The sequence below is a fragment of the Paenibacillus puerhi genome, assembly GCF_009846885.1.
In the GTDB taxonomy this organism is placed as follows: Bacteria; Bacillota; Bacilli; order Paenibacillales; family NBRC-103111; genus Paenibacillus_G; species Paenibacillus_G puerhi.
Genome location: NZ_WUWM01000018.1, coordinates 112,600 through 133,787, shown reverse-complemented (window position 1 = coordinate 133,787; position 21,188 = coordinate 112,600). Strand labels below are relative to the sequence as shown.

At 56.1% G+C, this 21,188-nt stretch carries 19 protein-coding genes; 4 read left to right on the top strand and 15 right to left on the bottom strand.

Annotated features, from left to right (window positions below):
* The first annotated feature begins 202 nt into the window (after positions 1-202).
* The 4 genes from GSF01_RS17395 to GSF01_RS17380 all read left to right on the top strand — a co-directional run bounded on the left by GSF01_RS17395 (position 203) and on the right by GSF01_RS17380 (position 6,227).
* Positions 203-1,108, top strand: coding sequence for an ABC transporter permease (locus GSF01_RS17395; RefSeq protein WP_159886225.1), 906 nt, complete (start codon positions 203-205; stop codon positions 1,106-1,108).
* 54 nt (positions 1,109-1,162) lie between these two features.
* Positions 1,163-2,041, top strand: coding sequence for a carbohydrate ABC transporter permease (locus GSF01_RS17390; RefSeq protein ID WP_159886223.1), 879 nt, complete (start codon positions 1,163-1,165; stop codon positions 2,039-2,041).
* Between the two features lie 97 nt (positions 2,042-2,138).
* A complete protein-coding gene (locus tag GSF01_RS17385; RefSeq protein ID WP_159886221.1) occupies positions 2,139-3,674 on the top strand; it encodes an extracellular solute-binding protein in 1,536 nt (511 codons plus the stop codon).
* 198 nt (positions 3,675-3,872) lie between these two features.
* Entirely contained in the window at positions 3,873-6,227 is a 2,355-nt protein-coding gene (locus GSF01_RS17380; protein WP_159886219.1) for an AraC family transcriptional regulator, read from the top strand.
* 57 nt (positions 6,228-6,284) lie between these two features.
* Here GSF01_RS17380 and GSF01_RS17375 read toward each other — a convergent pair whose 3' ends face one another.
* The 15 genes from GSF01_RS17375 to GSF01_RS17305 all read right to left on the bottom strand — a co-directional run bounded on the left by GSF01_RS17375 (position 6,285) and on the right by GSF01_RS17305 (position 21,161).
* Entirely contained in the window at positions 6,285-7,661 is a 1,377-nt protein-coding gene (locus tag GSF01_RS17375; protein ID WP_159886217.1) for an FAD-dependent oxidoreductase, read from the bottom strand.
* 289 nt (positions 7,662-7,950) lie between these two features.
* The gene (locus tag GSF01_RS17370) at positions 7,951-8,493 is read right to left on the bottom strand and encodes an MOSC domain-containing protein (RefSeq protein ID WP_201305424.1); all 543 of its coding nucleotides are present in this window, start codon (positions 8,491-8,493) and stop codon (positions 7,951-7,953) included.
* A 470-nt stretch (positions 8,494-8,963) separates the two neighbouring features.
* A complete protein-coding gene (hprK, locus tag GSF01_RS17365) occupies positions 8,964-9,875 on the bottom strand; it encodes an HPr(Ser) kinase/phosphatase (protein ID WP_159886215.1) in 912 nt (303 codons plus the stop codon).
* An 86-nt stretch (positions 9,876-9,961) separates the two neighbouring features.
* Complete coding sequence (locus GSF01_RS17360; protein ID WP_159886213.1) at positions 9,962-10,684, bottom strand: glycoside hydrolase family 73 protein; 723 nt, start codon at positions 10,682-10,684, stop codon at positions 9,962-9,964.
* Between the two features lie 63 nt (positions 10,685-10,747).
* Complete coding sequence (locus tag GSF01_RS17355) at positions 10,748-11,128, bottom strand: hypothetical protein (protein ID WP_235941568.1); 381 nt, start codon at positions 11,126-11,128, stop codon at positions 10,748-10,750.
* Between the two features lies 1 nt (position 11,129).
* Positions 11,130-11,426 carry a hemolysin XhlA family protein gene (locus tag GSF01_RS17350; protein WP_159886211.1) on the bottom strand — a complete coding sequence of 99 codons (297 nt, stop codon included), beginning with the start codon at positions 11,424-11,426 and terminating at the stop codon, positions 11,130-11,132.
* A gap of 105 nt (positions 11,427-11,531) precedes the next feature.
* Positions 11,532-13,001, bottom strand: a complete 1,470-nt coding sequence (locus GSF01_RS17345) for a C1q-like domain-containing protein (RefSeq protein ID WP_159886209.1) — start codon at positions 12,999-13,001, stop codon at positions 11,532-11,534.
* 4 nt (positions 13,002-13,005) lie between these two features.
* Positions 13,006-13,623, bottom strand: coding sequence for a putative phage tail protein (locus GSF01_RS17340; RefSeq protein ID WP_235941567.1), 618 nt, complete (start codon positions 13,621-13,623; stop codon positions 13,006-13,008).
* A gap of 3 nt (positions 13,624-13,626) precedes the next feature.
* Positions 13,627-15,564 (bottom strand): hypothetical protein, encoded by a 1,938-nt coding sequence (locus tag GSF01_RS29370; protein ID WP_201305423.1) that lies wholly within the window; start codon positions 15,562-15,564, stop codon positions 13,627-13,629.
* 3 nt (positions 15,565-15,567) lie between these two features.
* A complete protein-coding gene (locus GSF01_RS17330; RefSeq protein ID WP_159886207.1) occupies positions 15,568-16,605 on the bottom strand; it encodes a baseplate J/gp47 family protein in 1,038 nt (345 codons plus the stop codon).
* The gene (locus tag GSF01_RS17325; RefSeq protein WP_159886205.1) at positions 16,598-17,011 is read right to left on the bottom strand and encodes a DUF2634 domain-containing protein; all 414 of its coding nucleotides are present in this window, start codon (positions 17,009-17,011) and stop codon (positions 16,598-16,600) included. The genes GSF01_RS17330 and GSF01_RS17325 overlap by 8 nt, the downstream gene beginning before the upstream one ends.
* Positions 17,008-17,316, bottom strand: a complete 309-nt coding sequence (locus GSF01_RS17320; protein WP_235941566.1) for a DUF2577 domain-containing protein — start codon at positions 17,314-17,316, stop codon at positions 17,008-17,010. Before GSF01_RS17320 ends, GSF01_RS17325 begins: the two co-directional genes overlap by 4 nt.
* Positions 17,313-18,284 (bottom strand): XkdQ/YqbQ family protein, encoded by a 972-nt coding sequence (locus tag GSF01_RS17315; protein ID WP_159886203.1) that lies wholly within the window; start codon positions 18,282-18,284, stop codon positions 17,313-17,315. Before GSF01_RS17315 ends, GSF01_RS17320 begins: the two co-directional genes overlap by 4 nt.
* Complete coding sequence (locus GSF01_RS17310; RefSeq protein ID WP_159886201.1) at positions 18,277-19,002, bottom strand: LysM peptidoglycan-binding domain-containing protein; 726 nt, start codon at positions 19,000-19,002, stop codon at positions 18,277-18,279. Before GSF01_RS17310 ends, GSF01_RS17315 begins: the two co-directional genes overlap by 8 nt.
* Positions 18,999-21,161: a hypothetical protein gene (locus tag GSF01_RS17305; protein WP_159886199.1), complete on the bottom strand. Its 2,163-nt coding sequence runs from the start codon at positions 21,159-21,161 to the stop codon at positions 18,999-19,001. The genes GSF01_RS17310 and GSF01_RS17305 overlap by 4 nt, the downstream gene beginning before the upstream one ends.
* Positions 21,162-21,188 lie beyond the last annotated feature (27 nt).

Sequence of the window (21,188 nt, the reverse complement as noted above, 5' to 3'; positions counted from 1 at the left end):
CGTCCGGAGAAGCCACAATAATGGATGATTGCCGGAAATGAGGCGTCCAGGTAGATTGTAATCAGGGCACCGGTCCTACCGTCACATCCCGCTTATATGCCCATCCCTCATCGCATGAAAGGAGGAGAGGACCATCCACTCCACGGTTAAATCAGCCGCTTCCCAGGCCTCAGGGCCGGAGCAGACAGCGGCGTCCGGCCGGATGAAGCTCATCATCGCCGGTATCGCTCGGGACAAATTCTTGTACTTATTGGCATTTCCCGGACTGCTGTATTTTTTTATTTTCCGCTATATCCCGATGTGGGGCATTCTGATTTCGTTTCAGAATTATTCTCCCTTTCAGGGTATGCTTGGCAGTCCGTGGGTCGGCTTGGAGCATTTCCAGCGCTTCTTCTCCAATCCCGACTTCCTGCTGCTGTTTCGCAACACGCTCGCTATTAATACGCTGTCGCTGGTGTTCTTCTTTCCGCTGCCTATTGTGCTTGCGTTGATGCTGAACGAGGTCCGAAACGCCGCTTATAAGAAAATCGTCCAATCGATCGTATACCTGCCGCATTTTTTATCCTGGGTCATTATCGTCGGCATCACCTTCCTGCTCTTCTCCACCGGGGACGGGGTCGTGAACCAGATGCTGGTGGCGCTCGGCTTCGAGAAGGTCGATTTCCTGACGAACAAAAGCTACTTCTGGGCCATGCTGACCGCCCAATCGATCTGGAAGGATGCGGGCTGGGGAACCATCCTCTTCCTGGCCGCGATGGCGAGCATCGACCCGCAGCTCTATGAAGCGGCCAAAATTGACGGCGCAAGCCGTTTCCGCCAAATCTGGCATGTCACGCTGCCCGGTATCCGGCCGGTTATCGTGATTCTGCTGATCCTGCGCATCGGCCATATGATGGATGTCGGCTTCGAGCAGGTATTTCTCATGATGAACGGCGCGGTCTCCGAGGTCGCAGACGTATTCGATACGTATGTGTATCGGCTCGGCGTCAAGCAGGGGCAGTTCAGCTACAGTACGGCTGTCGGCCTGTTCAAGTCGGTTGTGGGTCTGCTGCTCGTGATCGGAGCCAACAAGCTTGCCAAGAAGCTCGGCGAAGAAGGCGTCTATTAACCGGCCACGCAATCCGCTCATCCCAATGCCGCAAAGAAAGGAGGCTGCGTACTCTTGATTCGATCCCGAAGCGACCGTGCGGTCGACGTGTTCAATGTCTTGTTTCTGGCCATCATCAGCGCCGTAACATTTTTTCCCTTGTACTACGTATTCGTGGTGTCCTTCACGGACCCGTCGGCCTATTTCTCCCACCAGCTTACTTTGCTTCCCACCCGCTGGAGCCTAGCTTCCTATAAGTACCTGATGTCCACCGACGCCTTCCTGCGGGCTATCCGCAACAGCGTTTTTCTCGCCGTTGTCGGTACCGCGCTCAGCCTGCTGGTCACCTCCTGCCTCTCCTACGCGCTCTCGCGCCGGAGGCTGCAGGGGCGTCGGGTGATGCTGCTGCTTATTCTGCTGACCACGTTATTTAACCCGGGCATTATCCCGCCGTATCTGCTGGTCCGCGATCTGCATCTGATCAACAGCACCTGGTCGCTGATCCTGCCGGTGCTGACGAGCGGCTGGTACGTGCTCCTGATGAAGGGCTTCTTCGACAGCATTCCGGCAAGCCTCGAGGAAGCGGCCCGGATCGACGGCTGCAACGACGTAAGCGTATGGTACCGCATCATCCTGCCGCTGTCGCTGCCTTCGCTCGCCGCTTTCGGCCTATTTTACGCCGTCGCCTACTGGAATACGTTTTTCACCGCGCTGCTGTATATCAATGATTTCACCAAGCATCCGCTGCAGGTGCTGCTTCAAAATATGCTGATTGATGCCTCTACCGCCGCCGGCGGCTCGGTTGCCGCCGAGATGATGTCCGAGCAGCGCATCCCGCCCGAGACGCTGAAGATGGCCGCCGTTGTCATCGCCACGGTGCCGATCCTGCTCGTCTACCCGTTTCTGCAGAAGCATTTTGCCAAGGGGGCCATGGTAGGCTCGGTCAAAGAATGAGCAGCCCGGATCCAAAGCTGTTGAACAGGACCAGCCTGCATTTTCTGGTTTCATCCAAATTCACATACCATTTCGCATTGGGGAGGTTCGTATCTTCATGAAAGAGAATAAAAAAGCTTCGGCACTACTCGCATCCGTCCTTCTGGTCTCTTCGCTGCTCGCCGCCTGCGGAGACACGGCCGCGCCTGCGCCAGCGGGCGACAGCCCCGGGAAAGTCCAGGACACCAAGCCGACGGATATCAGCATCATGACGATGTATTATACCCCTGAGCCCCCGGGCCCGGATAATGTGGTCGTGAAGGAAATCGAAAAGCGGACAAATACGAAGCTCAAGATCACCTGGGTTTCACCTAATAATTATGCAGATAAAATTAATGTAACGCTGGCCTCGGGCGATATTCCCGACCTTATCCTGCTCGACGATCCGTTCAGCTCCCAAGTACGGAGCATGGTCGCGCAGGGCGCCTTCTGGGAGCTGACTACGCTGCTGAAGGATTATCCGAATCTGTTGCAATATCCGAAGGTTTCCTGGGAGAATACGAAGCAGGCGGACGGCAAAACGTACGGCATCCCCCGTGCGCGTCCTACGGACGGCGGCGGATTTCCTTATATCCGCAAGGACTGGCTTGATGCGCTGAAGCTGGAGGTTCCGACAACGACCGATGAGCTGTATACGGTCTTGAAAGCGTTCGCGGAGAAGGATCCCGACGGTAACGGCAAGGCGGACACGGTCCCCTATGTCGGGTTCGTCGATCAGAACGGCATGGCCTACCTGAATCAGCTGCAGAACAGCTTCACCAAGACGAACGGCGACTGGAAGCTGGTGGACGGCAAGCTGGTCAATGTCCACTTGCTGCCGGAGTTAAGGGAAAGCCTGGAGTGGATGAATAAAGCGTTCAAGGAGAAGCTGCTCCCCGAGGATGTCGCCGTTATGAAAAACACGCAAGCCAAGGACTTGCTGAAGGCCAACCGCGGCGGCTTGTTCCAGGATACGGCGGAGGCCGCCTGGGAGCCTACGGAGGAGCTGCGCAAGACCGATCCGAAGGCGGATTTCCTTCCGCTCGTTTCGCTTAACGGCTATTCCAATAAAGATAGCGGATTTTTCGGGATGTACGCGATTCCCAAATCCGTCAACGAAGCGAAGGTGAAGAAGCTGCTCGCCTTCATGGATTATGGCGCTACCCAGGAAGGCTACACGCTGGCTAGCTTCGGCTTGAAGGATGTGCATTACACGGAGAAGGACGGTATGATCATTCCTACGGAGCAGGCCAAGAAGGATATTGTCGCCCAGCAGGCATTCGGCCAAATTTTCCTGAAATACGATCCGTACCTGCGCGCCTACCGTACCGGGATGCCGGCGGATGTGCTCGAACGCAATAAAAAGATCATCGATGAGAAGGCCAAGATCAGCATAGGCGATCCTTCCGTCGGCCTGAACTCCGAGACGAACATCAAGGTCGGAACGGAGCTCCGCAAGAAAATCCAGGATATGAAGACGAAGGTCATCATGGGCAAAGAGCCGATCAGCGCCTGGGATGATTATGTCACGAAGCTGAAGGCCGATCCGGAGCTAGCGCAAATTACAGCGGAGCTGAACGAAGCTTATCAGAAACGGAGCGCGGCTGCTAAATAAGTCCAATCCTCCCTTGTACAGCTCCAGGTACCGGGGGGGATTTTCCTGTCCTTGGGCGCCCGGGCTCCCTGTGCCTTCTCACCTCTTGCTGAAACTTTAAGAGCGGTGCTGCGTTAAAGGACTGGAGCTACTGCTTTTGTTCGAAAAACTGCATGTATGATAAATAAATGCTATCTGACGGGAAGAGGGGGACTTCATATGCTGTTGGCATGGAGGCAGTTTTGGCAGTGGTGGACCCTTGGGTCGGTCCGGGGCAACTTTTACCGCAAGAGCCTGATTTTGGTGCTGTGCATCACCAGCCTGCCTACGGCCGTGATCGGGGTCGCTTCTTACATCGCAGGCCGCGCGCATATCGAAGGCGAAATCGCCCGTAATCACGAGGCATTGCTCAAGAAAACGATTGACCGGATGCACGATAACTTCGCCCAGCTTGAACTGGCCGCTACCCAATGGTCGCTCGACAGCAGATTGGAAGCCCGGCTCCGCGATATCAAGCTGAACGAGGAATACAACACGACCCAAACCTTATACCGGTTTCTCGGGGTCATGAAGGGCGCTTACCCGCTGATCGACCGGGTCGACCTGTACCTGGACAAGGAGCGGCCCGTTATCGTCTCGGATATCGAAGGGGTCGTGCCGATTACCCGTCAGCAGGATCTCATGCAGTTCCAAGGCCTGCTGGAGCATGAGCGCGGGGTATTCTGGAATGATGCGCTGACCAAGGTCAATGCCCGCAGCGACGAGCCTTATCTGACCCTTGTGCATAAGCTGCCGACGATCGGACAGCCCTATGGCGCGCTGATCTTCTACCTCGATAAGGCCCGGCTGGTGCAGATGGTGGAAGAGATGACAACAGATAATGACGGGGCATCCTTCCTTATGGGCAGAGATGGCCATCTGATCGTCTCCAAGCCGGCCGCAGACGCCAAGTATATGGCGCTGGAAACCGCGATCCGGGCTCATGTGCTGCAAAGCGGCCAAGAGAACGGCTCGTCCCTGCTGAACTGGAGGGGCCAATCCTATACCGTCTCGTTCGGTGAATTTACCCGGCTGGGCGCGCATTGGAAATATTCGACGGCTACCTCGCTAACCCAGATGACCGCTCCGGTCATTCTGATGTCCAGAATTATGCTTGCGGTCGGGCTGTTCGGCCTGCTGCTCGCCTTCCTCCTGTCCTGGATGGCATCCAAGCGGATCTATCAGCCGATCCGGCATCTGGTGAATCTGGTGAAGGATCACCGACTGCAGCCGGCCGACGCCAACCGGGACCGGGATGAGCTCGCCTTCATTGCAAGCCAGTGGAAGCATCTGAGCCAGGAGAGCAGACAGCTGAAGTCCAGGCTGGAGCAGGCCTATCCGTCGCTTCGGGCCGCCTTTCTGATGCAGCTGGTCCATGGGCATTTCTATTCGTTAAGCGAAGCGCAGCTTCGAAGCCGGATGGCCGGCTTCGGGTGGCCATCCGAAGCGCAGTGGCACGTCCTGCTGCTGGTGCAAACAAGCGGATTTGCCAAGGAGGACGGACGCTTCTACGAGAGCGAGGAGCAGCTGGTGACGTTTGCAACAGCCAACATCGCCCAGGAAATCGTCCACACCCGCAGCGTCCAATCGGAAATCATCAACTTCCAAGATCTGACGATCGGCATCCTGCTCTCCTATTCGGCGGAACGGACGAAGCAGCAGGTCAAGGAGGATCTCTATTGGCTGGCCGACGATCTGGTCCGCACCGTCAGCAAGCTGCTCAAAATGCAGACAACCGTTTGTATCGGGCATATTACGCCGCAGGTCCGGGAACTCCCCGGGCAGCTGCCTTATCTGCGCAATGCGATCCGCTACCGGGATTTGAAGGGAGACTGTCAGGTGCTTGATCTGGAGGAGATGCTGCCGGCCGTTCATAATCCAGGGATGAGATATCCGTTCGAGGTAGAAAAGGAACTGATGCAGGTTATCCGCATGGGGCAAAGCGAGCGAGCGATGCAGCTGATCCAGCTATTTATCGATGAACTGGTGGGACAAGCGGTCAGCGAGAAGCTGCTTCAGGAGGGCGGGCTGCAGGTACTGGGCAGCATGCTGCATACCCTGCTTGAAACGGGCTTTCACCCGCATCTTGTATACGGGGGACAGAATCTGTACGAGCAGCTCAATCAACTGCGAGAGCCGGAGCAGATGGTTCGCTTCTTCCAGCACAAAGTAATCGAGCCTTACATGCAAAAGCTCAATGAGCATCAGGACCTGCATATGAAGCAGCTGGTGGAGCAGGTCACGGACCGGATCCGCCTGCGTTTCGCCAGCGATATTTCGCTTGAGGAATGTGCCGATGCATTCGGCGTCACTCCCTTTGCGCTGAGCAAAGCCTTCAAGCAGGTGCATGGTATGAACTATATCGATTATCTGATTCAGTTGAGGATAGACAAAGCGAAGGAGCTGCTGGCCGGCACCGATCTGAAGATCAATGAGGTCGCTGAGCAGGTCGGCTACCAGCCCTCCTACTTTATCCGGCTATTCAAAAAGTTCGAGGATATGACGCCGGGCCAATACCGGGAACGGTCGATGTAGACAGTCTTCCGTTCCCGCTCCCTTTCCCTTTCGCGCCCGGATAAACGCGGTTCTTCTTTAATGCGGGTTTATTGCCGACTGCTGCGCTTCTGCGGTCCCCAGGTCTGCCATCGCTTGCAGGCCGGCCTGGTTCAATAGATTCCACGGCTTATTGTAATGCGGCTGGAAGAAAAAGTCGACGAAGGCCAGTTCCTCTACCGTCATCTGGTTCTGGATGCAGACCGACAGCGTATTGACCGATTGGGTGAGGTCCGCCCTCGACAGCACCTGGGCTCCGACCAGCCTGCCGGTCTCCGCTTCGTATACAAGCTTAAGCAGCGCCTGTTCATAGGTCGGCATAAATTCAGGACGATCGTTGTCCGTGATAACCGTCGACTTCACAGACAAGCCCGCTTCCCTTGCCGCCTGCTCCGTCAATCCCGTCGAAGCAATGTTCAGCTCGAACATTTTGATGCCCGAGGTGCCCTGCGTGCCCATGTACTTCACCCGGGGCTCCTTCAGATTCATCGCCACGAGCGTGCCCATGCGGACAGCGTTGGTTGCCAGCGGAATATAAGCGGGCTTGCCTGTCGGGTTATATCGGATAGCGCAGCTGTCGCCTGCCGCATACACGTCCGGGCAGCTTGTGCGCATATACGCATCCACGATGATCGCCCCATTCGGGAGCATCTGGACTTGATCCTTCAGCAGGTCGGTATTCGGACGAAAGCCGATGCACATTATGACCAGATCGGCTTCGTATTCGCCGCCCGTGGTGACGACCTTGCTGACTTTACCCTCCCGTCCTTGAAGCGCCTGAACGCTTTGCCCCAGCGCCAGCTCGATGCCATGCTTCGCCATATCCGCCTCTACGATATCCGTGAAGGCTTGATCCAAGTATTTAAACATGACGCGGGGCGTGTTATCGAAGAGCGTTACTTGCTTGTCAAGCTGACGGAAAGCCTCTGCGAGCTCCACTCCGATGTAGCCCGCACCGACGACAGCAATCCGCTTCGCGTGTGCCGCCTTCTCGATAATGGCCTGAGCGTGCGCATAGTTTTTGCACAGCATCACATTGTCCAGCTCCATCCCCGGCAGTGTCGGAAGGATCGGCCACGAGCCCGTCGTCATCACCAGCTTGTCATAGGTGTCCTGCAGCGTTTCGCCCGTCTCCAGATTCCTTACGGTTACCGTCTTATGCTCCGTATCGACGGCCAGCACGTCATGCCTCATCCGGGTACGGACACCGAGCTCAGCCAAGTTGTCAGGATGCGCATAGAAGAGCTCCTCCGCATTCCGAACGACGCCACCCACATGCAGAGCGATCCCGCACGACAGAAAGGATATGTTATCGTTGCGTTCATAGACGGTGATGACCGCCTCTGGATAGCGCTTGGCAATCTGAAGGGTAGCGGCGGTTCCTGCATGGGTGCAGCCGATGACGATAATTTTCATAACGATGACCTCCTCAGGGGATTTTGATGCTGAATTGAAGGTGCTTGAAGGTTAGTCCGAGTGACAATGTTGTGAATTAATTCACTTACTTTCGTAAAGGGCAGGCGACCAGTGAAATAAATCACAATGTCGCCGATGAGTTCACTATAAGATACCTGGACGACTTAATCAATAGGCAAGTGAAATAAATCACAAATTAGACAAATACGCGGTATTCTGTATTTGGAAATTTACCGCATCCTTCCTCTTGCTTCCTCATCCCGCAGCCAGACGCGGCCCCTGCGACAGGTTACGGGAGTACCACCGTCAGTGTGTCGCCTGCCCGAAGCACGCCCTCGCGCTCCACCGAGCACACGATGCCACGCCGCTGCTTGGCCTCACGCACGAAGCGGGCAGCGGCCCCGACAGCCCCGCTTTCGCGCTCGATGATATCCCCCGGAGCCTTGCAGGGCATGTTCTCACCCTCGCAGATCAGGCCTACGTGACCGGGTACGAGGAGCCGCGCCCCGGGCGGAAGCAAGGTAAATTCCGCCATACCTGCCACCAGCACATTGGCTCCCAGCCACTCCGGCCGGACTTCGGAGATGCCGAGCTTGTCCGCGATCAGCCTGCACTCCTCGGCGGATATGATGCTGATCTGCCTGCGGTTCGCAATCATCGTCCCTTTGGGGTACAATTTCTGGCGGCTGTCCGCCTTGCGAAGCAGACCGTAATGCCTATCGCCCGGAATGCCCCCGAGCCTGATGTCGATTTCCCCGACCCGGCGAGTGACAAAAGAGGAAGGCTCGTCCGCGATGTAAACGGCTTCCACCGCAAGTTCATACCCTTTCATAGACAGATTCCTTCCTTTCCCGATCTAGTTAAGTTGAACTTAAGATTCGTATTCATGGTAGTAGATTAGGCAGTCTCAGTCCCCATTCCAGGCCGGAAACATGCCAAAGTGCAGGTTTTTTACATAAATGGCTTTTCGAAAGGGAAAAGTCTGCGAGCATGCAGGAATTTCACGCGATTTTTCCCTGAATAACCGGTTAAGCGGAAAATAGATGCACGTTTGCGGGAGTTTTATTTGGCGGTCAAACTATAAGACCAAAGAAGATGTACAGCTGCAGGTTTTTATGCACCTGATGGATGTTGCCTATGAAGATCCCGCCGACTGTTACCATCTTAAGTTCAACCTATGTAGATATCCCCTAAAGATGAAGTCTATTCTGCTTATCTTAAGGATTTCCTTCGTGAAAAACAAGCAGAGCGGGCGATAGCCAAATCAAAAAAGAAAAGGCACGGGCCTTATCGGCTCCGTGCCTAATCGTCGCTTTGCAGACGCTTCATGAAATCCTCAGCTGCGCTATAGCCCTGCTGACGCAAATACCAGTTATTGGCCGCTGCCTCCACGAGTCCGGCGACATCGCGCCCCGGCTGCAGTTGAATTTCAATATGCGGAATCTTAATATCCATATATTCGCTGAACTTTGGCTCAAGCTCCAGCTCATTGTTCAGCGCATTGTCCTGCCACTTGGACAGCTCGATATCGAGCACAATCCGCGTCTCATCCTGGAAGGCGCTCCGGCCATACAGCCGGGAGACGTTCACCAAGCCGATGCTTCGCAGAGCAAGAAATTCCTTCGTCTTGCCGCTGTGCGTGCCGAGAATCGTCTCCGGCCCGATCTTCTTCAGCACGACGATATCGTCGGCTACGAGGCGATGGCCGCGGCGGATCAGCGTATGCGCCGTCTCGCTCTTGCCGACGCCGGACTTGCCGCGCAGCAGAATGCCGATGCCCGACACGTTGACGCAGACGCCATGCACCGCCATCTCCGGCGCGAGCGCCTTGGCCAGGTAGCTGTCCATCAGCTCGACGAAGCGAGCCGTCGGCATCGGTGTACGGAGCAGCGGAATCCCTTGTTCGTCGCAATGCTTCTTGAGATAGGTCAATCCGTCCAGATTGCGGGTCACAACAAAGCAAGGCGGGTGGTATTTTACAATATTGCCGATGTGCAGGTTGCGCTCTGCCTCACTGAGCTTGTGCAAGTAATTGATCTCCTTGCTGCCCAGCACCTGAACATGCGCATGCGGGAAAAAATCGAAGTAGCCGACAAACTCCAATCCCGGGCGGTTCGCCCTCTGCTTGGGAATAACAACTTGTAAATGCTCGCTTCCGGCGAGCACCTCCAGCGAGAAGCGCTGGACCAGATCATGAACCGTCACCGATTTCATGGCTTGCTGCTCTCCTTCCTGTTCGCCATACCTTCATGGGGTTGAACATAGTATTCTACATGTTCGCCGGATTCCCTTTTTCCGAACTACACTTCTATCTTGCGATCCAGCCGTCCGTCCAGCACGGTGTTGATAAAGATAAGCTCCGTTACGGTCATCGTCCGGTCCTTGATCTTCTGAAGCCAGCTCCAGTCGAGCCGGTTCTCATTGTACGCCTTCCCCAGCACCTCATACAGCATCTCCCACTGCCAGGGCTCGAGCTTCATCGGTTGGGACATCACTACATCCTCCTTTTCTGAGTCGGGGTCGTTGGAATGATCGGGTCTGTTCGTTGCGAGGGGCTGCCGGTCGTACTCCTCTAGCCGATGAGCGGCTATGAGGCCGTTCAGCTTGTCCGCGTAGCGCGGGTCGGTGGCGTAGCCGCAGGCGAGCAGCATAGCCGTCTGCGCCTGGGGCGAAGCCGCTTGCCTGACGCGCGTATACCGCTGTGCCAGAAACAGCAGGTCCTGATCGCGGAAGCCATCTTCGATGGTAGCGTAGGCGCGCCAGTTGGCCGTCACGCCGTCGTGACGGACCCCGTCATACACCTCCCACGTCTTTGTGGAGACGGTGCGGCCGTTCCAGTACGCATTGGGCAGGCCGCTGCCCGCCTTCAGCCCGACAAGATTATTCCAACTGTGCAGCCTGCAGCCGGTTTCCAGCATCGCCTGCGCGATACGGACGGAGGGGAAGATCGGCGAGCCTTCGGCGCGGAGCTTGACGGCGAACGGTGCAATGATCGCGATAAAAGCTTGGGGTGTGAGGTTCATGAGTGTGGCTCCTTTCTGATGGAGTAGGGTTAGGTAGAGCGTACTGTTTGGATCGGCTGCGCTTCATTCACTGCGAGCATCAAGCGAGGGCGATGAGGAGGGCTGTGGCCCTCCGCGCTTTGGCACCGGTGAAGCCGTCGCGAGTATAGACTCCGAAGCTCCCGGTGGGTGCAGCGACTTGCTTTGCATCTGGGCCGCAGCAGCGGAGACCAGGAAGGCGTTGGCAAACGTCAGCGCATACAGCCGCCAGTCCGTTCCATCTGCTCCTACAGCCAGCTGCGCTATCAGCAGTACGCCGAAGGCGACCATCACCGCATAATAATCGGTCGGCCACGGGAAGAAGCGTTCGATCAGCCCCTTCGTATACTGCACGATGAAGAAAGTAAGCAAAGAGGCGCCGCCCATCGCGGACAGCGCCTCCCAGGTAAAAAATGCTTGTTCCATGCTACGACCCGACTCCCTTCCACAGCAAATTGATCAGCCCGGCGATCAGCGCAGCCATGACGGTCCGCCACAGCCACGTCTGATTCTCGGCGAGCTCCTTGATCTCATCCGCCTTGAGGCTGTCCAGCCGCTTGTGGGCTGAGCGGGTGCTTTGCAGCGCCTCCTTGGCCCGGTCGTCCACTTCCTCGACCTTCTTGGTCAAGTCCTTGATAGCATCGAGCTTCGTCTCCAGCCGGGCCAGGTCGAGCCGGACTCCGGTGAGTTGCTCAGAGAGTTGTTTCGTCTCGTCTATTAACATCGTTTTGTCCTTTCTGCTCGGCCCGGCCGGGCGTAGGGAGTTTTCCCATCATCAAAGCCTATAACAATAGTTTTGTGCAATATTTCTTGGAATTGCTCCCGACTACTACGCAATCCGTGTTACTTGTAAATTCGTGTAAGTAGGCAAGCTTGGAGGAACTGACCTAGTGCCGCCTGAAAACTGCAGTACAAAAACTTCGATATAGTCGCCCGCAGCCAACTCAACTTGCCCGCTAACAAATACACTTGCATCAGCATTGCCGATAGATGTATGCACGATGTTTGCTTGTTCTTGAATGTTGTTGCGATATATTGCCGCATACATTACCGACGTGGAAGGCATGGCTGTAATCAAAATGCGAGCGTCGATAGCATATATTCCTGCTACAGCCGCAGTAAATCGTCCGGTTGTTGGGTCATATTCGTTTAGTTGATCATCCCACTCTGTATCAAACACCACTTTAGTCCAACTGTTGTTTGCTAATGACAATGATGCGTTGCGGCCTGCTCTAGCATGTGAACGTTGAGAATGCGTATTATCTCCCCAAGGATTAATGACGCCATTTAGAGGGAATATCGCACCACCTTGCATAACAAATTCTTGTGTTGTAGCACTCGGCATTATCCCACCCGGGCATAAAATAGCGCCAGTAGCCGCATAAATTCCTATTTCGTTTCCTGATCCTTCTACATCTTGCACATATAGATGGCTGTAATAGTTCGAAATAATGCCAACTTGTCGGTTGGAGACTGCTCCTCCTTGCACCCTCCCAACGGATGATACAAGGGCAATACCTGCAGAAGCTGACGGTGCAGCAACAAAGCAATTAGTGAAAACAGACATTCGCGTATAAAGTGCAATAAATCCCTCTTGGCTATTTGTTGTTGCCGTAAATCCTGATGCTTCAACACGCCCAGTGCAATATTTAAACGTTATTGAGTTTACATTAGTAGCATTTTGATTATTATTTGCTGCCTTTAAAATAAAACCATTAAATACATCACCAGTAATAAAATTTCGTAGGATAACATCTTCTGAATATGTCCCCGCCGCAACATTAATTGTGACAGTATGATTTACGATTTGTGGGACGGAGTTTACTGCCTTCTGGATCGTCCTAAATGCGCCAGCTGCTGTATTGGCTGTCCCCGCATTGTTGTCGTTGCCGTCCGTCCTTACATAGTACGTAATTTCCGCCGTCGTCTTGGTAGGCACCGCACTATCCAGCTTACCCTTATCCCCTGCCGACATAAGCCCATTCGCACTCGTAGTCGCAACAGCAGTCGACGCTTTAGCATTCCACCCCGCCTTCTCCGCATCGGTCACAAACCGGTTGCTCGCATCCTGTACAATGACAGACGCCGGATGCGTAGCCGGATGCACATAATTATTCGCCCCCGCCGCGATGCCGGCCAGCTTCGTGAAATCCTCCTTGCTCATGCGTCCGTCCGTTGTCGTAGAGGCTTTCTTCACAACCTCGGCGTCCAGCACGTTCATATTGCCATTAAGATCTGCAATATCGACGACATCGGTGCCCTCCGGTTTTTTCAAGCCTAAGTTGGGTGTTGTTTGCATGCCCTCACACTCCTGTAAATGTTCGTAATTGAGCCCATGTCTTGGACTGGGCCTGCTGCCAAGTCAGCTGTTTCAACGCATTCCAGACGGAATACGTGTATTCGAACGAATAGCTCAGGTGCGCCGGCTTGATCTCTTCGAGCAGTCGAATGAACCCTGCCATATTCGCCGGAATTCCCTTCACGCCTATAAAATGAATCTCGAATCGCGCCTCCTCCGGGTGGTCTGCGACATCAACCTCTCCGCCTGAGAAGGCCGCAGCCGCCTCGATGATCATCTGTCTCGTGGTCGTGCCCGTCCCGCGCAGCTTGGCGCGAAGCATTTCCCTACGCCACTCGTAAGATTGAGTACGCTCAGTATCTAAGCCGAGCTCCGATTCCCAAAGGACGAGTCCCCACGTGGCCGTATCCAAAAACAGCTGGTCCAACTGCTCGTCGACGCGATAGCGGAATTCACTTACTTCCTCTCCCGCAGTAGCTTGCAGCGCATTCATCTGGTGGCTGTCCTTGTAGTAGTCCGGCAGGTAGGCCATTAAATCTCGTTTGAATTCGAGAGCTTCATCTCGATCAGTTGCTTCTTCACCGAACTGCAACGTACGGTACAGCATTTGTCCATAGGCCACCGGCTACACCCCCTTCAGCTGATTCCAGGTGAGCGGCCCTTTGGGCATCACATTGGCCGCGTAAGCGAGTTCTCTCGGCGTACCCCACGTCCCGTCACCCTGTGCAGCCTGGTAGTGTCCTATTTTCATGGTGTTTTTATCGAAAACGAGCGCGTTTACCTTACCTCCGCTTGGATCGGTGTGTGTATTCAGCACGACCATGTCCTGATATTGGGAATCGCCGGAAGCGCCATTCAATCCGCCTAGCGATGTAAAGTACAGGCCAAGAAATCCTTTCGCTGTGCCAGCAGGCTTGATAGTCCGATCATCCGTGCGCTGTAATCGAGCATGCTCGTGAGCGGCCGGAGCAAAAGACGCAGGTTTACCCGTTAGCTCCGTCCAATCCACCACACCCCACGCGGCGCTGCCCGCCGTTGCGCCTGCCTTCAGCACCTTACCGCCGTTCGTCGTGCCCGTCACCGGCACGTGCAGATTACCGTCACCGCCGGGATGCACATACGCATTCGCTCCCGCCGCAATGCCATCCAGCTTCGCCTTATCCGCTGCGCTCATCAGCCCGCTCACGCTAGCCGTCGCCGCGGCCGTCGATGCCTTCGCCGTCCACGCCGCCTTCTCCGCGTCCGTGACGAACCGCTTCGTAGCGCTTTCCGTCACTTCATCCGCCGCATGCGTGTGAGCCGCTGATGCATACGAAGACGGCTTACCCGTCAGCTCCGTCCAGTCCACCACGCCCCACGCCACGCTGCCCGCCGCTGCGCCCGCCTTCAGCACCTTGCCGCCGCTCGTCGTGCCCGTCACCGGCACGTGCAGATTACCGTCGCCGCCAGGATGAACATACGCATTCGCTCCCGCCGCAACGCCATCCAGCTTCGCCTTATCCGCTGCGCTCATCAGCCCGCTCACACTAGCCGTCGCCGCAGCCGTCGACGCCTTAGCGTTCCACGCCGCCTTCTCCGCGTCCGTGACGAACCGGTTGCTCGCATCCTGTTCGATGATCGACGGCGGATGGCTCGACGGATGCACATACGCATTCGCTCCCACCGCAACGCCGTCCAGCTTCGCCTTGTCCGCTGCGCTCATCAGCCCGCTCACGCTAGCCGTCGCCCCAGCCGTCGACGCCTTAGCGCTCCACGACGCCTTCTCCGCGTCGGTGACGAACCGATTGCTCGCATCCTGCGCGATGATCGACGGCGGGTGACTCGACGGATGCACATATGCATTCGCTCCGGCCGCCACTCCGGCCAGCTTCGACTTCTCCGCTGTCGTGTAATCCTCCGTGCTCAGCTGCTTGCCCGTCACCTTGTCTACCTTGGCCGCCAACTGCGTGGTGATCGTAGCCGCAAAGTTAGGGTCGTTATTCAAGGCGGCGCCAAGCTCCTGCAGCGTATCCAAAGCAGCTGGGGCTGCACCGACAACCGCTTGAATACGCTGATCGGTTTCGGCTTTGGTGTAAGTCGTCGTTTTGTCGGCTTTGGTCGTCAATTGGGTATCGACATACGTCTTATTGGCCTTGGTGCTCTCGACAGCCGTCAGCCGGTCTTCCGCAGACAGAACCCTGGAGTCGTTAGCTTCCTTGTAACGTTCCAACTCGGTCTGAGTCGCAGTTAGCCCCGACTGAAGTACATTAACATCGTCAGCCTCCACGGTGTCCCCCGGCGTCTCGTACGTGACATAGATCGCCGGGGCCGTACTGAACGCCCGCAGTTCACGCCGCCAAGGCATTTCCGCAGGTACGGAGATGACAACGTTCAACACCTGTTCCCCTGTAAACCGCGGCCCGGTATACACCTGAATGCTGCTGTTAACGATGTTGTCGTGAGCGAGCGGGCCCTCATACCTACCATTAACAGTCCTGAGCTCCTCCTCGATCACATAAATCCCGCCGTCGCCGCGCTTATTCAGCTTGTCGCTGAACCGGTCAATTCCATTTGGATAAGCCATGCCTTACACCCCCAGACTCATAGTGCCGGGTACCGGAATTTCTTCCACGGACAGCGCTACGTTCCCGGACCCGCCGTTCAGCTTGAGTGCGCTATAATCGACAACACCCGGCGTCTCCAGCAGCAGTGTGCCTACCCGGGCGATGGAAACATAGGAGTCCGCGAAAGCAATCTCCTTCAGAAAAGCTGCCATTGATGTCGAAAAGGCCGCCGTCACCTGCTGAAGCGTATAGCCTTGGGCCAGTACGACCGTCGCTGCCACCCCAACCGGCTTGGCTGCAGCGCTGACCACAGTGACCGCCGCGCCGATCGGCGCTTTCCCCTCGCCCGCCCCAGTTTGCCCCGGATCGATATATTGCTGCACCTCTTGTACCAGTACGGGTGAGGCCGGGGCATACGTCGCATCGACGACGACAACCTTCACCGTCCCCGGTCCGTCCCATAGCGGAAATACTTTAGCCGCACCCACCCCGGGAACTTCACCCGCCCATTCCAGGTAATGGGACTTGTTCCCGCTCGTTGCCGGCCGCATCGTCTGCTGCTTGTAGCGCTGCAGCAGCGCGCCGTCGCTCTCCGCCTCTTCGCCTGGGATCAGCACCGCCCCCAGCATCGCCGTTCTAAGTCCGGGCACAAGCTCCACCGGCTGCATCGCGCCGAGAGGCATATTGCCCGCCGTACCCGGAAGCTCCGCCTCCAGCCGTACATGCGTGCCTGCCTCCAGCGCCTTGAAAAACATACCGCCTGCATAAAACCTGGCTCCCGCGCCGACCGCTACATTGAACGTTCCGCTTCTGACCGCCTTAGTCGCGGCCCGGCGTACGACGCCGCGCTCTTCCGTACGCCGCTCCAGCCACTCCCCGCTCGAGGTTCCGGCGAAGCCGAGCTTCAGATTACCCTCTAGGTCGATATATGCCTGGGCCAGCTCGGCGGCGGCGGGAGCCAGCGCATCGAAGATCATACTCCCCTGACGCTTATCTACGTCGGCAGGCACCCGGTCCAGCATTCGCCGCAGAATCGCTTCATAGGTTTGCTGTTCATACAAGTCTCGTCACCTCTTTCGTTATTCCCAGGCTGCCGTAATCCGACACTACCGTGAAAGACACCTCCGCCTGATTGTCCCTCAGCACGATACGCATATCCTCAATAGCGCGCACCCGGTCATCCTGCAGCAAAGCTTCCTTGATCCGCCTGGTCAGCTCGGAACGGACGAGCAGCGGGTCCCCGCCGAGCAGAGACCTGAACTCGCTCCCGTAGTCGAAGCTGTAGATCGCATGGTCAAATCTTTCGGTATTGAGTATTTTAAATACCATCTGCCGCACAGCTTCGCGACCGTCAATCAGGCCGGTCTCCGCCCCGAGTCCCGGCAAGTCAAGCGCGTACGTACGACTCGGATGCTTCACCCGGCGCAGCGTCACGTCTCCGTGTAACACACCGCCCTGCGGGATCATGGCGACACCATCCGATCCAGCACGACGAACTGCCCCCCGCCTTGCAGCCTCAGCAGCAGCAGCCGATCCCCCGCATACAATCCCTCGCGGATCACCAAGGTTTGCCCGGCCAGCGACAGCTCCTGTCTGCGCATGCCCTCGGGCACCAGCAGCAGCTCCTCCGGGAGGCGAAATCGTTCGTCCACGCTCACCTCGAGCGGATCGACGCTGACCACCGTGCCGAACAGCACCGCGACCGGCTGACCCGCATCGACGGCGCCCAGGCTTGCTTTCTTGATTACATCCAGCATTCGGCTTACGCTCATGCTATCACCTTCAATTCCAGATTCATCGTGTGCTCGCCGCCTGCGAATTTATGCGTACATTCTTCCACCAGGAACGGCTTTTCCAAACCAAGCTCCGCGAGGAAAATGAACACATAATAACCGGCACGCACCCGGATATCTCCCAGCGCATCCAGACTAAGCGTCCGCTGCTCCCGGTTGTGCCGGGCCATCAGATTGCCGAGCAGCTCCACGAGCTGAGCCTCGTTCATGTTGTCGTCCGCCTTGTGGTACAACTGAAGCCTGCCCCACTTCGCCATATTGGCGCTGTCCTGCTCGATGTACACATCGCGGGATTGCGTTTCCTTATTGTCCCGCACCAGCTTGACCCGGTTATACGTCTCCTCGTCGATGGAACGCTTGTAGCTGTAGTCGTAGAGCAGGCTCCCGTCGCCGATCGAGAAGAACAGCTTCAGCACGTTCATATCCCGCAGCGTCAGCGCTCCGAAATCGTCATATAGCATATAGTTGCCCTGCCCCGCGATCAGCGTGAGGTCCAGCGCCTTGAGCGCGATGTCCAGCAGCTTCTGACCGTCCTCGACCATCGAGGGAATCACGTACTTCGTATCCTGAAGCTCGCCCGTCCTCATGCCCAAATCTCCGGCAATCCGCTTGATCACCTCCGTCGCCGTTACGTTGGCAAACACATACGTATCGCTTCCCAGCCAATACCGCAGCTGATCGTAGGCCGTCAGCTTCACTTGCTCCGTCGTGCTTTGCTCGATTGCGAACACATAGCCATAGAAAACCGGCGTCTCTCCCCGCCTGATGCGCACGATGGCGCCAGGCTCCAGCTTGAAGGCGGAACTTTGGTACAAGGCTCCCTGGATCAGGGTCAGATCCACACTTGACGGCTTGGCGATCCGGCTTGTTTTCCAGGTCAGCTCCTCGGTCAAGTCAGACACATCCCATACGTTGCCGTCGCGGTTATCGATCAGAATCTCAAACATACGAGTCCTCCCCCGGCAGCTTCAGCTCCCGACCCGCCGGAAGACTCCTCAGCTCGGCGTCGCTGATTCCGTTCAGCGCCTGAATCTCGCCATACCTCGCCCCGTTGCCCAGCAGCTTGGCGGCAATAGACCACAGACTCTCGCCCTGCCCCATCGTATAGACAGTCGGTACGACACGATCATTCGCACGAAGCGGGCCTGCCTCTTCAACCACCGCTCCCCCCTGCTGAGGGTCCGTTATGACATGGACCTTTTTGGCCGCATAGAATACATAAGCTTTGAGTGCCAGCTCATACTCCACATCGCCGCCGCCCAGAGCCGATTCCTTCCAATCGAAGCGCTCGATGCTGACAGGCGAATTCAGCTGAACGCCCGTCAGTTGTCCGTCGACGAGCTCCGTCTGAGAACCGGCAACTACGAGGCGGATCGGCCGCTTGCTCTGCATCCACTCAGTCAGGCGTTCCACATACCAGAGCGGGGGCCGCAGCTCCTCCGTCCCCACTTGTACATAAGGGTAAGGCGCAGACGGAAATATCCCCGAGAAGCTGATCTCCCTTAGCCGGGGAGCTTGGATCGCATTGATCTCCCCGAGTCCGACGATATCGTAGGTCCGTCCCTCCCCGCTCTGCTTGATCTCCAGCGCCTCGGGATTGACCGGCAGACGGAACCAAGACTCCGCATTATTCCAACCCAGAAAAATGCCGTAAGGTACCCTCACGCATACACCCCTCCCGCCGTCCGTGCGAATTCATCCTGGAGAGAGTCGGTAATTTTGCGAACCAGCTCGTCCACGTCGGAAGCGCTCTTGATATCCCCGGTCTCCACCTGCACCGTCGGCGTGAGCGTCACGAAGTTTTGGATGGAGCGGATATCCGCCAGCTCCCTCAGCAGCTTGAGGTCTTCGCTCGCGATATCGACTTCTCCCCCAACCTTCACGTTGTCTTTGATTTTGCCGACTTCGTCGACGCGGTCGATCTTGGCGCTCTTGCTCCAGCCGGATGTGTCCGGGATCAATTGACCTCCAAACTTGTTCACTTTGCCTACAAGGTCCGACATGGTATTGGTTCCTTTCGTAAAGGCGTCCGCCAGGTTCATTTGCTTCATTTTGTGGCTGGAAAAATCCTTTATGTCGGAACTTGGCTTTTGCGGCGCTTTTCGGACAGGGGGAAACGAGGAGCTTATATCGCCAATCAGCTTGAGATCCGTCCCAAAAACCGTATTTATTTTTTCAAGCAGCCAGTCAATGCCCTTCACTACACCAAGCAGCATGTTGAGCGCGAATTCATCTACATTGGAAAACAAATCATAAAACAGCTTCTCAATAGCATAAGCAGGCTCGCTAAACACATTGGCGAAAAACTCGGCAACGGCCACCACCACATTCCACAAATAAGCAAAGTTATTATGAAGAAAAGCAAATAATCCATAAAAGACGCCCGTCACGACTCCAAGCACTTGCTCCGTCGTCACTCCAAAGAAGCCCAGCACCTGCAGCAGCAAGGCTATGCCAGCCGCGATAGCGAATATCGGCCACATCCCGGCTAACCAGGATACGAGCCAAATCACAGCCAGCGCTGCGATGGTCAACCCTACAGCTACCAGCATATTTTGAAAGGTGGACCAATGATTGTTAATCCACTCCATAGCAGTCCCGGCCAGCTGCGCAAAATAAGACAACGCCGCTCCGAGGCTTGCGAACCAGACTTGAATATGGCCGCTATCAAACAGGCTGTTTAGCTGAGTCAGCAGCGGCTGGAGAGCATCCAGCGCCATCGTTCCCGCATTGGCTAGCGATTGTTCTCCCTTCGTTTTCAAAGCATTAAACTGATGAAGCGGGGTGTTGCGCATAGCTTCTGCTGAATCACCCGTAATCCCCCGTTCCTGGAGCAATCGAGCCAATGCCGAAGAAAAACCCTCCATGTCCCCGGCCTTACCCAGCTCCCCCAGCTTCATCGATTGCATCTCCGATTGGGACAAGCCGTACTCCTTGGCCAAGGACGAAACGTCCCCCCGATAAGCGGCGCCTACAGCGGCAATAGCTTGGGCGTAGCCCTTCCCACTTCCATCGAAGAGGCTCAGCTGGGAAGCGAAATCATTCAATTGCTTCATCTCGGCCGTATTCCGGGTTCTATCGAAATTGGACAGGGTGCCCTTCAGATAGTCCGCTACGTCCTGCCCGCTACTGGCTGCATCAGCCTTAAATTTGTGAAACAGATCCGTACCTGTCTGCTGATCCCCCGTACGCGCGATAAATTGTTGCTTGAGCTGATCTTGCTCCATTGCGCCAGTCAACGCCCTTTGACCAAGCTCTAAAAAAGGCTGAAAATTCATCGTAGATGCCTTTGCCGCGAATTTTGAGCCCAGCGCTGAAAGCTGAGAGGAAATAAATGCGAACGCTTGGCGTGCATCCTGTTTCATTTTTGCCAGTGATGCTTTGACGGTTTCCGTTACTTTTTTCATCGTGCTGCCCAGCTGAGTGAGTAAGTGCCGGCCCCATACGGCCATTTGCTGTCTCAACAAATTCTCCCGCTTAATGAATGCTGATGGAAGGGCCACCCCCGGCGGACCAGCCGTGAGCGCCAACTGCTTAGGGCCAGCCGGAAGCGCCGACTGCTCAGGACCGGCCGGAAGCGCGATCGGCTCCGGAGTTATATCTATTGGCTTCCGGGAACGCTGCTCAAAGGGATCGAACTGTCCCATGATCATGATTATTTTCTGAGTGGATTCCGGCATATAAACTTGAACGTTGACATGGGCTTGAAGCACCAACTGAAACTGTGCAGCCATTGCCACAAGGCCGCTGCCCGCTTTCCCCGACAAACTGACAGCCGTTCTCGTATATTGAAACATGCGCATACTTGCGGATATGGTAGCCATGACTTCTTCTTTCCTCCCTTCCCCGCC